Source organism: Pantoea sp. sgz302252 (genome assembly GCF_042610525.1).
Classification (GTDB): domain Bacteria; phylum Pseudomonadota; class Gammaproteobacteria; order Enterobacterales; family Enterobacteriaceae; genus Erwinia.
Genome location: NZ_JBHDVM010000002.1, coordinates 319,746 through 334,865 on the forward strand (window position 1 = coordinate 319,746; position 15,120 = coordinate 334,865).

Annotated in this window: 5 protein-coding genes; all 5 read right to left on the minus strand. The window is 56.2% G+C overall.

Translation table 11 applies throughout. The features are described from left to right. Nucleotides 1-515: 515 nt before the first annotated feature. A complete protein-coding gene (locus tag ACETPC_RS05475) occupies nucleotides 516-1,685 on the minus strand; it encodes an HlyD family efflux transporter periplasmic adaptor subunit (protein ID WP_380179363.1) in 1,170 nt (389 codons plus the stop codon). Then, nucleotides 1,682-3,832 (minus strand): type I secretion system permease/ATPase, encoded by a 2,151-nt coding sequence (locus ACETPC_RS05480; protein ID WP_380179365.1) that lies wholly within the window; start codon nucleotides 3,830-3,832, stop codon nucleotides 1,682-1,684. The genes ACETPC_RS05475 and ACETPC_RS05480 overlap by 4 nt, the downstream gene beginning before the upstream one ends. Nucleotides 3,833-3,857: 25 nt before the next feature. Next, a complete protein-coding gene (locus ACETPC_RS05485) occupies nucleotides 3,858-5,216 on the minus strand; it encodes a TolC family outer membrane protein (RefSeq protein WP_380179367.1) in 1,359 nt (452 codons plus the stop codon). Nucleotides 5,217-5,287: 71 nt separating this feature from the next. Further along, entirely contained in the window at nucleotides 5,288-9,064 is a 3,777-nt protein-coding gene (locus tag ACETPC_RS05490; protein WP_380179369.1) for a BapA prefix-like domain-containing protein, read from the minus strand. Between the two features lie 612 nt (nucleotides 9,065-9,676). Beyond that, a complete protein-coding gene (locus ACETPC_RS05495; RefSeq protein ID WP_380179371.1) occupies nucleotides 9,677-15,082 on the minus strand; it encodes a BapA prefix-like domain-containing protein in 5,406 nt (1,801 codons plus the stop codon). Between the last annotated feature and the right edge of the window lie 38 nt (nucleotides 15,083-15,120).

Consider the following 15,120-nt stretch of genomic DNA (forward strand, 5'->3'; position numbering starts at 1 on the left):
GCCACTGCGCGCCGAATGTCGAAAATTCAGACGGCACCCACATGTTAGAGACCAGTCAGTAATAATCTATAAAGAAAATGATACTAAATTTCGGAATGTGTTTCATTATGTAAATTAAATATTGCAAAATGATACTAACAGGCAGGATTAAAGCCGCACAGAGTGGTAAAAATAGCGCACGCTTTGTCAAGTCTTTATGCTAAGGTAATGTTTTATCAACTTATGAAATGTTACTCAGGTAAGCACTGAATGATAAACCGAAGTAGCAGAGTGGTTATATAATACTTTCGCTATCATCATTTTATTTCATTATTACCTTCATTCATCCCCCGAATGAGTTGTTTTACCCTAATTTTCTGCCGAACCTGTGTTCGGCTTTTTTTTTGCCTCTGGCTTACCGGACCGCAGCCAATTTTATCTTTTCCGGTTAGCTGTCAGGTAAAAAAAACCGCCGAATAATGAATACTTCCCCTGCGGAGATATTTATCTTATTCACTATTCAGCGGCGTTATTTATTATCTTTCGCGCAGCGACTCTTTGACTTTATTCAGCGGCTTAATCAGATAATCCATTACCGATTTCTGGCCAGTTTTAATTTCAACGTTCGCCACCATGCCTGGTACTATCGGAAACTTTCGACCAGCCTTATTGACCAGCTCCGCTTTCTGCGTGCGGACGTAAACGCGATAGTAATATTGGTCGCGCTTGACCTCGTCCTGTAGCGTATCTGGCGACACGGTTTCTACTTCGCCGCTCAGGTTGCCGTAAATTGACGAATCATAAGCGGTGATTTTTACCACGGCGGGCAGGCCTGGGCGGATGTAAGCGATATCGCGCGGGTTGATGCGGGTTTCGATTAGCAGCTGATCCTCCAGCGGCACAATCTCCATCAGTTTGCCGCCCGGCTGTAAGACGCCGCCGACCGTAGTAACCTGGATATCCTTAACGATACCGCGCACCGGCGAGTAAAGCGTGGCGCGAGTCAGCTGATCCTCTTTGCCGGTCAGTACCTGAAGCTGGGCATCCAGATCGGCGTTGTTTTTGACCTGCTCTTCACGCGCGCGCACCGCATAGTCATTTTTCGCCTCATCGATTTTGCCGCGCAGATCGCTGATCTGACGGCGCAGCCTGATTACTTCTACCTGCCCCGCTGCGCCTTTCGCTACCAGAGGTTCAGTCATACGCAGTTCGTCCTGCACCAGCTTCATCGACTGGGTAAGGTTGCTGACCGTTTCCGTGAGGTTGCGGCGGCGCGACTGATAGAGCTGCGTTTCACGCGCTACCAGCTCCGGCTCTTTTAATGTTTCTGCGCTAAACTCCAGTGGCGCACCGGTTAGCTCGGCGCGCAGCCGTTCTGCCGAAGCGCGTAGCGTACGGGCTTTAGCCGCGGCCTCGCCAAAATTGGACTGGAAGCGCGTGGGATCCAGACGAGCCAGGATTTCGCCTTTTTCCACAATATCGCCTTCGTGCACGTTAAGCTGGTTAACGATCCCGCCGTCCAGGCTTTCAATTACCTGCGCGCGACTGGAAGGCGTGACCTTGCCGGTGCCCACCGTGACTTCGTCCAGGATGGCGAAATGCGCCCAGATAAAGAAGATGACCAGCGCGGCGGCGCAGAGCCAGATAATAGCGGAAGTGCGCCTTTCATTACGCTTCAGGCTACGGTCAATCAGTATCAGGCTCATGCTGCGTCTCCCTGTCCGGCAGTTTGTTTTACCGCTTGCGCGGAGGCGGCGCGTAAAATCTCATCGCGCGGGCCATCGGCAATAATACGGCCGTTATCCATGACGATAATCCTGTCCACCAGCTTCAGCAGCGCTGGCCGGTGCGTGACCAGCACCAGCGTACGTCCCGACAGCCACTCTTTCATCTGGCGGATAACGTAATCTTCCAGCGCTTCATCCATGGAGGCGGTCGGCTCATCCATCAGCACCACCTGCGGCTGGCGCAGGATCATGCGGCTAAGCATTACCATTTGTCGCTGACCGCCGGAGAGGCCGCGCCCGCCCTCGTTGATTATGCGATCCAGGCTGGCGGCGTCCTGCTGCACCAGGCTTAACGCGCCGCTGACTTTCAGCGCCTGGAGCATCTCCTGTTCGCTGGCGTGCGGGTTACCCAGCATCAGGTTTTGTCGCAGCGTGCCGAAGAAGAGGCGCGAATCCTGTGAAAGCCAGCCAAGCTGACGGCGCAGATCCACAGGATCGATACGCCGCACGTCCACGCCATCCACTATTACTTTGCCCTGCGTCGCCATCGCCTGTCCGGCCAGCAGTTTCAGCAATGTCGATTTGCCCGCGCCCACCTTGCCCAGAATCGCCACGCGTTCGCCCGGCTTGATCTGTAACTGGTTAATCGTGACAACGTTTTTCACGTTTTCTTCATCGTAGCTGTACTGCACGCCGCGCAGATCGTAATGGCCGGTCAGCGTCGGACAATGCGCCATCTCGCCCTCTTCCGGCTGGTCCAGCGGTTTTTTCAGTAGCTCATCCAGCCCCTTCATGGCGGTTTTGGCGTGCTGCCAGCGGGAAAAGACCATGGTTAGCTGCATCAGCGGCGCAATGGTACGTGAGGAAAGCAGGCTGCTGGCGACCAGCGTACCTGTGGTGATATCGCCGTTCAGCACCAGATAGACACCGAATACCAGCATGCTGGCGTAGGTGAGCTGCTGCACGGTAGAGGCCCAGCCGGTCAGCCTTGCGCCCCACAGCCGCTGCTGCATGCCGATCGTGGCGCTGACCTCGTGCGTTTGCTCCCACTGGCGCTGGAAGTAAGGCTCCGCCTGCAGGGATTTGATGTCCTCCACCCCTTCAATGGTTTCTACCAGCACTGCGTTACGTAACGCGCCCTCACGCAACCCCTGCTGCGCCAGCTTCGCCATTGGGATCTGCACCAGCAGGCCCGGAATGACGATCAGCGGGATCGCCAGCAGCGGAATGATTACCAGCGGTCCGCCGATAAAGAACATCAGGCACAAAAACAGAATAACGAAAGGCATATCTGCCGCCGCGCCTACGGTAGTAGAGGTCAACAGCTCGCGTACCTGATCGATTTCCCGCAGCTGCGAGATAAAAGAGCCGGTGGATTTGGGCCGCGCCTCGTTGCGGATGTTCATCGCTCGGGCAAACAGCATAGAGGAGACTTTTAAATCGATGCGTTTCCCCATCAGATCGGAAACCTGGGTACGCATCAGACGGATCATATATTCAATGGCTGCGGCAATCAGTACCCCGGCAAAAAGCACCCAGAGCGTCGGCTGCGACTGAGCCGGGATAACGCGGTCGTAAACCTGCATCGAAAACAGGATGCCAGCCAGCGCCAGCACGTTGCCGACCACGGAGGCCAGCGAGATTTCCATAATGCGGCGGCCCATGCCGCGAAAATTTTCCCAAAACCAGTGTTTTTTATAGGGCTTGACGAACTCGTCGATGCGTGCGTCGCGGCCGCGCGCCGCCACGCCGACGATGCCAACCTGCTCTTTGCTCTGCGCCAGCAATAGCGAAAGTTCGCTTTCCCGCACTACATCGCCGCCGTCGCTCAGCCAGTAGCGCGCCTTGCCTTCGGCATCGATGGTTTCCACCACTACCACGCTGCCGTTTTCCATAATCAGCACTACCGGCGTCACTTCCTGTCGCCAGCGAATTTTGTCGCGCGGCATCATGGTCAGGTGTAAGCCCAGCAGACCGGCCAGCCTTTCCAGCTGCTGTGCAGGCGAGAGATGTTCAAACCAGCGCATCTGCTGGCGTAGCGTAGAGCCGTCCGCCGGTTTGCCGAAGCGCGCCGCCACGCGCAGCATGGCGTCAATCCAGTTTTCGGTGCTCGCGGTTTTGGTCATAAGTACAGCCTTATCTTGTTTGGCATCAGAGCGATGGCAGGGTTTGTCCGCTGGTGGCTTCACGATCGATGCCCATAATATCCAGCAAATTATCAACGGCGGCGGCGTAGCGCACGGTGGCGTCCCAGCCGTCGTAAAGCGCGGTCAGACGGCTGCTGTCAGCCTGAAAGACATCCTGCTCAACGCTCAGCAGGTCGTTGAGGCTGCGCTTGTTTAATTTATATTCATCGGCATAGACCGAACGAGTATGGTCGGCGCTGCTTAACTGCTGTTCACCTGCGGCCTGCCGCTGCTGCGCGCCGATCATATCGGCGTAGGCGGTAGAGGCGCTCTGGTTAATATCGAGTTTAGACTGTTCGACGGCAGCCTGGGCCGCTTCGCGGTCGCCTTCTGCCGCGCGGGTTTTGGCGTTGACCAGCCCGCCCTGATAGAGCGGCGCTTCGACCTGTAGCTGTAGCTGGTTATCCCAGTAGGAGTTGGTGGTGCTGTTACCTTCGTAGCGAGTCCGTCCCGCCAGCACTTTAATAGTTGGCCAGTGGTTGGATGAGGCCTGGCGGACACGTTCTCTTGCCGCCTGCTGTTTGGCCTCCGCGCTGCGCACGGCAGCGCTATTTTCATAGGCAATTTTATCCAGCGTGACCTGCTGTTTCAGCAAGGACTGTGGTAGTTCAGGTAAATCCGACGGAACCACGCCGGTCAGCACGGTGAGCTGCGCCAGCGCCGAACGCTCTGATGCCCGATACTGCTCCATAGTGGCACGCATACCAGCAATGCGGGTTTCCGCCTGTAGCACATCCGACTGTGAGCTTAGTCCGGCGTCGGCACGCATATGGGCGATGTCTTTAACATGTTCCAGCGAGGCAACGTTGTTTTTCGCCGCCTCCACCAGCGCCCGATAGCGCTTAACCTGGAGATAGGCCTGCAAAGTGTCCTGCGCTACGGTGGTCATAGAGTCGTAAAGCGCATAGAGGTAAGCATCGGAGAGCTCATGCTGTTCGTCGATGGCGCCGTTGGTGCGGCCAAAGTCCCATAACAGCTGGCTAAGAGTAATGCCGCCGGAACCTTTATTTCTTACGGTGCCTGAAGAATAGGTTTGCTGCGAGCTGCCCCCGGTGGCATTAAGGGAAATTTGTGGATACCAGGCACTTTGAGCGGCATCCAGATCGGCCTCGCCCACGCGAATTTGCGCAGCGGCTTCGGAAATTTTCGGGTTGCGGGCAAAGGCCCGGAGAATCGCCTCACGTAACGTCAGCGTTGAAATTTGCTCCTCGGTTGGCGCAGCGCGCCAGTTAAACGCCACTTTTTGCTGTTTTACTGCCAGCGCGCTCTGTGTCACGGTGCCGCAGGCTGCGGCCAGGCACAAAGATACCCACACTTTCTTCATCTTGGCACCATCTTCCTTATTTCCTTTTGCCATAAAAAAGCCGACGCGGATTACCGCGTCGGCCAGACTTATCAGGCTGTTTGAACCTGCAGATTATGTTGCACTAAAACATCCGCCAGCGTGCCTTCATGGCTGGCGGCTGAGTTATGGTATAGCTCGAACTGCTGTCCATCGACCGTGCGCTGACCGGCATCGCTCCAGACGCCGCCTTCGGCAGTGCTTAGCGTTACCGTGCTGCCATCCGCGCCTTTCAGGGTCAGCGCTTCGCTGGCATTATCGGTCAGCGCCAGTAAATCTTTCTGCCCCAGCGTGATGCTGTTGCTGCCGGACGCGCCGAGATCGATGGTTTCCACGCTGCTGACTTTCAGACCCAGCGAGGCGAAGTCCAGCACTTCATGAGATCCGCTCAGCTCCAGCGTATCGTGACCAGCGCCGCCGTTCAGATTGCTGAGTAGATCCAGAGTAGAGAACGTGAAATGATCGTTACCTTCCGTACCGGTAGCCTGCGTAGCGCTATCGCCGTGGCTACTTTGCGCCGTGGCGACATCCGTGCTGTTCTCCTCCGCCGCACCAGCCGCCGCAGATGAGTCATCGACTAATGCTGCGGATGAGCTGGCTGTGTCCTCGATTGCGGACGGCGCATCCGGCAGGACGACGTCACGCAGGTTCTGCTGCGGGTTGCCCACGATGTCATTGTAGGTAACGGCAAGCTCGTTAAACTCTATCGAACCGTAGTTAACCACCGGAATTTCCACCTTAAAGGTGTTATCCGCCGCAATGGTGAGGGGGTAGTAGCTCAGCGTCTCACCGCCGTAGAGGCTGACATCAGTGACCGGCAGCGCACCTTCGGTATAGGTACCGCTCAGCTCGTAGTACTGCACGCCGTCGCGCGTTACCACATCATCAGCGGTCAGCTCATTAAAGGTCAGCGTTGGGTCGCTGCTGTGGGCATGGGTATAAAGCGTCACATCACGGTCAGCGGAAGCGGTTTGTGTGCCGTTATCCGCGCTGACCTGCAGCGTGTATTTGCCATCCGCAAGCGCTTTGACCGCATCGGCATCGATAGTGGCGTTCCAGCTTCCTCCAGCCACCTGACCGTAAAAGGTGCTGTCACCGATTTTCACCACCACATCCGTGCCGGGCGCAAGGCCGCTGGCGGAACCGTTAAGCTCCAGCGGCACGCTGAGATCCTGCGACGATACTATATCGTCCGTAGCAACCGGCTCAATCGTCAGGGCTGGCGTGACGTTGACATCATAGAAGTTGACGTCCAGCTCGGTGCTGGCGCTGACGTGCTGCGCATCGGTTACCGTGGCCTTGATAGCGTAATTGCCCGGCTGCGATACCAGTGCCTGGACATCCGCTTCCGGCAGCGTTACCGACCACTGGCCGGTGCTGTCGGCGGTAAAGCTCCAGTTAGGCTCGTTGAAGGCGCCAAAGGTCACGTACACATTGGCACCCGGCGTTGCCGTGCCGCTGATAGTGAGATCGGAATTGACCGTGGTGAGATCTATTCTGTTGTCGGCGGAGAGGTCGTTGATGGTAACCGTTGGCAGATAATTATCCACGATATAAGGGACGGTGGTCGAAGCGGAGTGCCCGTCTGCATCGGTGGCCTTGACATAGATTTGATGCCTGCCCTCGCCAAAACCGCTTTCCTGCAGGATAGCCGGCGTCAGTTCCAGACTCCAGTTGCCCTCTTTGGTGACCGTTGCCGCATGGGGCTTACCGCCAATAACAACCAGTACTGACTGGCCGCTACCGGTAACGCCGGTACTGCCAGTTAACGTTTCGCCCTCTTTTTTCTCTGCCAGCGTCAGCACGCCTTCGCCAAACGGCGTATCGATGATCGGATGCGGCGTAGCGACGGGATCGCCGAGCTCACCCGGCAGATCGGGCAGATGGATATACTGGAGGGACTGCTCGTCATTGCCGATGATATCGTTATAGTCAACGTGGAAGCTGGCCGTCGAGGTAATTTGATCGGCTCGCACTTCGACGCTGAAGGTGCCGTCATTGTTGATAGTTAACGGATAATAATTTAGCAGAGTGCCGCCGTATAACGACACGTTGCTGGCCGGCAGCGCGCCCTCGGTATAGGTACCGCTCAGCTCGTAGTACTGCACGCCGTCACGCGTTACCAGGTCATCGGCGGTTAGCTCATTGAATGTTAGCGTCGGGTCACTGCTGTGGGCGTGAGTATAAAGAATAATATTGCGGTCGGCGGAAGCGGTTTGCGTGCCGTTGTCCGCGCTGACCTCCAGCGTGTATCTGCCGTCCGCGATGGCTGCAACCGCATCGGCATCAATAGTGGCATGCCAGGTGGTGGCGCCGTCCACCAGACCATAAAAAACGCTGTCGCCGATTTTCACCACGATATTAGTGGCGGGCGCGAACCCGCTGGCGGTACCGTTAAGCTCCAGCGGCTGGCTTAAATCCTGCGCCGACACGATATCATCCGTTGTCACCAGCCCAATCGTCAGGGTCGGCGTAACGTTCACATCATAGAAGTTAACGTCCAGCTCGGTGCTGGCGCTGACGTTCTGCGCATCGGTAACCGTGGCCTTGATAGCGTAGTCGCCGGGTGCCAGATCCTGCAGCTCTGCCTGGGTCAGCGTGACCGCCCACTTGCCTGAACTATCCACGTTCAGATTCCAGTGAGGATCGTTGAACGCGCCAAAGGTGACATTAAGCGCTGTGCCTGGCGTTGCCGTCCCGCTGATGGTGAGACCCGAAGTCAGCGCATTGAGGTCGATGCGGCCATCGTCGGAGGGACTGTCAATGGTCACAGCCAGTGGCGAGGTATCCACGGTGTAATGAGCATTGATGGTAGTGCTGTTATCTGCCGCATCGAAAGCGGTGATCTGGATAGCGTGCCTGCCGTCGCCGAAGCCCTGCTTCAAATCCGCCGGGGTCAGCGTCAGGCTCCAGTTGCCCTCACTGGTGACCTCGGCCCAGTGGGCTACGCCGCCAATAACCACTCTTACCCGCTGGTCGCTGCCGGTGACGCCGGTGGTGCCGGTCAGCGTCTCGTCCTGCTGCTTCTCTGCTAAAGTCAGGATGCCATCGCTGAACGGCGTGTTGATGGTGGGCCGGGGCGGAACGGTATCCACGGTGTAGCTGGCATTGATGGTGGCGCTGTTTTCCGCCGCATCGAAAGCGGTTACCTGAATAGCGTGCTTGCCATCGCCAAAGCCCTGCTTCAAATCTGCCGGCGTCAGCGTCAGGCTCCAGTTGCCCTCGTCGGTGACCTCGGCCCAGTGGGCCACGCCGCCAATAACCACTCTAACTCTCTGGCCTTCACCAGTAACGCCGGTGGTGCCACTCAGCGTCTCGCTCTCGTTTTTCTCTGCCCTATTCAGCCAGCCGTCGCCAAAAGGCGTGTCGATGGTGGGCCGCGGACTGGCGAGCGGTTCGCCGGTATTCTGTGTGGCAGCGGCAACGGCTTCTGAGGTGGACTGATGGTTGATGCTAAGCGTTGAGGCTGCTGAGGTTTCCTGTGCTGTATTCCACACTGGCGTAAGCGCCGTCACGCCTTCGCTAAGAGCATTTCCCACCGTTAGCTGTACTTTCTGCGACACCGAACCGTCCTGGAAAACAAGCTGGCTGGTGCCGTTGCCCACACTAAAAAACTGCTGGAAACGGGTTGTGGTGCCGTCCTGCTGCTGCAGGATCAGATCGTCCTCCTGCTTTGTCCAGGAAGAAATTTGCGTAGGCGTGCCCTGTAGCGTAACGATACCGGGTTCGCTGAGGGCATAAACCTGAGAATCGATGCCAGAAAGCTGAGCGAGTACCTGTCCGCTTGTTAACGACACGATAGTGACGCGGCCTGAGCCTGAATACGCCATGTGGATCCCCTTGTTCATAAAATATGAGTAAAGTGGCGCCAGATAAAAGTAAAGAAAAATTTTACTTTTTACCAGCACGCAGCGACCAGCGTCGCAAAAATGCGCTGATTTTTTGGCCCGAAACCCGGTTGGGCAGATAATAATTTGTAACAAGAGGAGCGGCTATAAAATAATCAATAAGAGCCAGGTAAATAAATGGAATACAGGTGAAATAAGAATAATAATAGCGCCACTCTTTGCCAGACTTCAGGCTTTTATTCAGCGTAACCCTATTAACCTCAAAGCTTTAAATAGAGTTAAAAACGAATGGCAGACGCTGGATAAAAACAAGTTAGTCTGTGCCAATAGCCTTTACCAGTGGCGAAAATCCTAAAGAAGCAAAAGGATACGTTAACGTTATATTGCAGATTTAAATTAGTAAAATTTACCTAAATATAACCAAACACTTACAATGCGGCACAATGGCTTATGCCTGTTTTAACTATCTTAAATATAATCATCGCTTAACTTTATTAGTAAATATAACGAGCCCCTTAAATAACCCTAATCCCTGTGAGACTTTATTTTATTCCTGCTAAAAAGGCCGGAGTCCTCAGGCTCCGGCCAATAGCATCAGGCTGTTTGCACCTGTAAATTATGTTGAATCAGAATATCCGCCAGCGTGCCTTCATGGCTGGCAGAGGCGTTGTGGTAAAGATCGAACTGTTGGCCATCGACCGTTTGCTGGCCTGCATTATTCCAGACGCCGCCTTCCGCCGTACTCAGCGTCACGGCGTTGCCGTCCGCGCCCTTGATAGTCAGCGTTTCGCTGCCGTTATCGGTCAATGCCAGCAGATCTTTTTGCCCCAGCGTAATGCTGTTGCTGCCAAAGGAACCCAGGTCAATGGTTTCCACGCTGCTGATTTTCAATCCCAGCGAGGCGAAATCCAGCGTCTCGTGCGAGCCGTTTAATACCAGCGTATCCTGGCCGCCACCGCCGTTGAGATTACTCAGCAGGTTGAGCGTGGAAAGCGTGAAATGATCGTCCGCTTCCGTACCGACGATCTGCGCAAGACCGTCGATGTTTTCGCTGTGGCTACTTTGTGCTACTGCGACGCTGCTGGTTTCCTCCGAACCCTGCTCCGTCATAGTGCTGGTCGCAGATGAGTCAGCGACCTGGATTTTAGCTGCGGTGGCCGTATCCTCGATTGTGGAAGAAGCAACCGACAGAGTGGAATCCACAACGTAGCTGGTATTAATGGTGGCGCTGTTGCCCGCCGCATCAAATGCGGTTACCTGAATACCATGCTTGCCATCGCCAAAGCCCTGCTGCATATCGGCTGGCGTCAGCGCCAGGCTCCAGTGGCCCTCATCGGTTACCGTGGCCCAGTGAGCTACGCCGCCGATAACTACCCTGACTCTCTGCTCGCCGCCGGTAACGTCAATGGTGCCGGTCAGCGTTTCGTTCTGCTGCTTCTCTGCCAGGGTCAGGATGCTATCGCCAAACGGCGTGTCGATTGTGACTTTCGGCGGAACGGTGTCTACCGTATAGCTGGTTTCGATGCTGGCCTTGTGCGCTACTGCATCGGCAGCGATAACCACAATTTTGTGCAGACCATTGCCAAAGCCCTGCTTCATGTCGGTTGGGGTCAGCAGCAGGCTCCATTCACCATTGTTAGCCACCGTGGCCGCATGCGATTTACCGCCGATAATCACCGTAACAACCTGGCCGGTGCCGAGGATGCCGGTAGTTCCGGTCAGCGTTTCGTTATGCAGTTTTTCCGCGCGGTTTAGTACGCCGTCGCCAAACGGAGTATTTATAGTCGGCTCCGGCGTGCCGTTGCTCGGGTTATCTTCCGGATTCGGTACGGGTACTTCGGTGCCGCCGCCCGGCTCCGCTGGCGTGGTCAGATCGGCGTTAACGCTGATAGGCTGCTCAAACCAGTTACCCGCGCCATCCGACACGCCAAAATTCATGTTGTTGAAGCCCTCGCGCAGATCGGCCGCGCTGACTTCTACGCTCCAGCTGCCGTCCGCGTTAATCACGCCTTCGCGCCAGCTCATGGTTTCCAGACTCTGCACGGAGAAGGATTTTAGCGGCAGCGGCATTTCCATGGTGCCAGTGAGCGTGTACCAGGTTTGCCCATCGTGATCCACGGCGTTGGCCAGCGTGATGTCGTGTACCGTTACCGTCGGATTGCTGCTGTTGTTATGGGTGATAAGCAGCAGGTCCTGGCTGACGCTGGTACCGGCCGCGGTGCTGACAGTGACGCTGTACGTGCCATCCTTGATGGCCGCTACTTCGTCATCATTTATCTGTATCAGCCATTCGCCGTTATAGACGCTGCCTGTCCAGGTTTTGCCATCCAGCGTCAGGGTAAGGGCCGTATCGTTGGGCAGACCGGCGGCAGTGCCGGTGAACTCAATGCCGTTAATACCTTCCTGATAGCTGACCGCATTGTCGCCGGTAACGGGGTTGATAGTCAGCGTGCTGTCGGCCTGGGGTTGTGCTGGCGTCGTGGTATCGCCGTCGGTCGGGTTATCATCTATAACCGGCACTGGCGTTTCGGCGGCGCCGCCGCTTGCACCGACCGGCGTGGTTAGATCGGCATTAAAACTGATGTCCTGTTCGAACCAGTTACCTGCGCCGTCCGATACGCCGAAAACCAGGCTGTTGGAGCCATCGCGCAGATCGTCCGCGCTGACCTCCACGCTCCAGCTGCCGTCCGCATTAATCACGCCCTCGTGCCAGCTCAGCATCTCGGTGCTCTGCACGGCAAACAATTTCAGCGGCAGCGGCATTTCCATCGTCCCGCTGAGCGTATACCAGGTCTGCCCATCGTGTTCCACAGCGTTAGCCAGCGTCATCTCATTGACGGTGACTTGTGGATTGCTGCTGTTGTAGTGAGTGATCAACAGCAGATCCTGGCTGATGCTGGTGCTGTTGCCGTTTTGATCGGTAGCGCTGACGGTGACTTTATAGTTGCCGTCTTTGATTGCTGCTACATCTTCGCTACCGATCTGCACCCGCCACTCATTTTGGTAAACGCTGCCGCCCCAGGTTTTGCCATCCATGGTCAGCTCTATCGCCGTGTAGGTTGGCAGGTGCGTGGCGGTGCCGATAAACTCAATACCGTAAATCCCTTCCCGATAACTGATAGCGTTATCGCCCGTCACGGGATTGAGGGTCAGTTCAGGCAACTCTTCTGAGGCATAAATCTGCACCGTTGCTGCATTGGAGTTGTGGTTTCCAGCTTTGTCCGTAACGGTGGCGATAGCGTTGTAGCTGCCTTCTTCCATACCTTGCAGCGTAGCCGCCGGTACGCTGACCTGCCAGCGGCCATTGCTGTCGATCGTACCGTTCCAGCTAAATTCGCCAAATTTTACGTTAATGGCGCTGCCCGCTTCGCCCGTGCCGGCAATCACCAGCGGACTGCTGATTTCGGTAGCATCAATCAGACCATCGCCCGCCAAAGTATTTACGGTAACGGTTGGCGCCTGCGTATCCACGCTAAAGTCGCTGGTGGCAGTGCCAGTTTGGCCCCAGACATCCGTTGCGGTGAGCGTAATAGTATGCGCGCCTTCATCAAGACTCGCGTCCCTCAGCGTTTCAAGGGAAAGCGGCACGCTCCAGTGGCCCTCGCTGTCCACGCTTCCTGCATAGCTGACACCGTCGATGGTCAAAGCGATTTTCTGGCCTGCGCCCGTTACGCCAGTGGAGCCGGTCAGCGTTGTGGCCTGGTAATGTTCCTGCGAATTCATCAGCCCGTCGCCAAACGGGGTATCAATAGTCGGCTGCGGATGTGGCGCGTCTGCGGGCGGAACAGAGGCTTCCACGGTGATGTTTTTACTGGCCGTGGTGGTACCGCCAGCGCTGTTGGCAAAGCTAACGCTGATGCGGTTAGCGCCGACCGGCAGAACTTGCAGGTCGGCCGCCGGAATATCCACACTCCAGCTACCGTCGGTTGCCAGCTTAGTGGTGTAGGTTGCGCCGTTGAGTTTGATGGTCAGCGTGCTTTCCGCCGCCAGATTTTTTGTGGTGCCGCTCAGCGTCTGGTCGCTCTGCTTCTCCGCCGCGCTCAGAACCGCATCGCCGGTAAAGCTGTTGATAGTCAGTGAAGGCTTGCCGCTGACCGCCGCTGGCTCGGTGGATTCTGCCGCGCCGCCGCTCACGGGCGCATCGGTCGGGTTATCATCCACCACTGGCGCGGGCGCTTCGACGCTGTTCGCATCGACCGGCGTAGTCAGATCCGCGTTGAAGCTGATCCCCTGTTCGAACCAGTTGCCTGCGCCGTCCAATACGCCGAAAGTCAGGTTATTAAAGCCATCGCCTACGTCGTCCGCGCTGACCTCCACGCTCCAGCTACCGTCCGCGTTAATTACGCCCTCGCGCCAGCTCATCATCTCATAGCTCTGCACGGCAAAGGATTTCAGCGGCAGCGGCATCTCCATGGTGCCGGTAAGTGTGTACCAGGTCTGCCCATCATGATCCACGACGTTGCCCAGCGTAATGTCGTTTACCGTTACCGTCGGATTGCTGCTGTTATAGTGGGTAATCAGCAATAAATCCTGGCTGAGGCTGGTGCCGTTACCGTCACTGTCCGTAGCGCTGACGGTTACCTGATAAGTACCATCTTTAATTGCTGCCACTTCGTCATCGTTAATCTGTATCATCCATGCGCCGTTGTAGACGCCGCCAGTCCAGGTTTTTCCGTTTAGAGTCAGCTCAATCGGCGTATCATTGGCAAGATTAGCGGCGGTGCCGCTGAATTCGATGCCGTAAATACCTTCCCGGTAGCTGACTGCGTTGTCGCCAGTGACAGAGTTGAGAGTCAGCTCCGGTAGCAGGCTAGTGGACGAGATTTCTGCTGGCTGTGCGGTTTCGCCATCGGTCGGGTTGACTTCCGCCACCAGCGCAAGCGCTTCCACGCTGCTGCCGCCTGCATCAACCGGCGTGGTCAGGTCGGCGTTGACGCTGACGCCCTGCTCGAACCAGTTGCCTGCGCCGTCCAGTACGCCGAAATTGAGGTTATTGAAGCCTTCACGCAGATCGTCCGCGCTGACTTCTACGCTCCAGCTGCCGTCCGCGTTAATCACGCCCTCGCGCCAGCTCATGGTTTCCAGACTTTGCACCGAGAAGGATTTCAGCGGCAGCGGCATTTCCATAGTGCCGGTGAGCGTGTACCAGGTCTGCCCATCGTGATCCACGGCGTTGGCCAACGTAACGTCGTTTACCGTTACCGTCGGATTGCTGCTGTTGTAATGGGTGATTAGCAGCAGATCCTGGCTGATGCTGGCGCCGTCCGCGGTGCTGACAGTGACGTTATAAGTACCATCTTTGATGGTCGCCACTTCGTCATCGTTTATCTGTACCAGCCACTCGCCGTTATAGACGCTGCCTGTCCAGGTTTTGCCGTCCAGCGTCAGGGTAACAGGTGTATCGTTGGGCAGACCGGCAGCGGTGCCGGTGAACTCAATGCCGTAAACCCCTTCCTGGTAATTGACCGCGTTATCGCCGGTAACAGGATTAATAGTCAGCTGCGGCAGCGAGGTAGTTGAAAGGGTCTCCACACTGGCCTCAGTTGAAACCGGGGCCTCTGCTGATTCTGCCGTAACCGCAGACGGGGCCGCGGTTAAAGTTGAGGCTGGCTGTGTCTCACCGGACGCGGCTGTTGATGCCACACTGTCGAGCGTTTGCCAGGCAGGCGTCAGGCTGGCGGCAGTCTGCGTATCGCCTGGTGAGGTTTCGGCAAATACCGCCTGCTGGAGCGAGTTTTCCTGCTGGAAGCGCAGCTCGCTCTGCTTGCCATCGACTACGGTGAAGAACTGCTGATAACGGATATCGCTACCATCCTGCATTTGCAGAATAAGATCGTCGTTTTGCTGTTGATAAGAAGAAACCTGAGAAGGCGCGCCCTGCAGTGTAATAATTGCTGGCTCGCCGGGATTGAATTGTGAACCGCTGTCAGCAGGTGGCAGCAGTAATTGACCGCTTACCAGCGATACGATGGTAACGCGGCTCGTATCTGAATACGCCATGATCTTCCCCTTTTATACCGAATAGTGAATAAAGCAGC

Bases quoted from the DNA above. Each gene is read 5' to 3' on its own strand.
- ACETPC_RS05475 (WP_380179363.1), bottom strand. From the start codon at position 1,685: ATGAGCCTGATACTGATTGACCGTAGCCTGAAGCGTAATGAAAGGCGC.
- ACETPC_RS05480 (WP_380179365.1), bottom strand. From the start codon at position 3,832: ATGACCAAAACCGCGAGCACCGAAAACTGGATTGACGCCATGCTGCGC.
- ACETPC_RS05485 (WP_380179367.1), bottom strand. From the start codon at position 5,216: ATGAAGAAAGTGTGGGTATCTTTGTGCCTGGCCGCAGCCTGCGGCACC.
- ACETPC_RS05490 (WP_380179369.1), bottom strand. From the start codon at position 9,064: ATGGCGTATTCAGGCTCAGGCCGCGTCACTATCGTGTCGTTAACAAGC.
- ACETPC_RS05495 (WP_380179371.1), bottom strand. From the start codon at position 15,082: ATGGCGTATTCAGATACGAGCCGCGTTACCATCGTATCGCTGGTAAGC.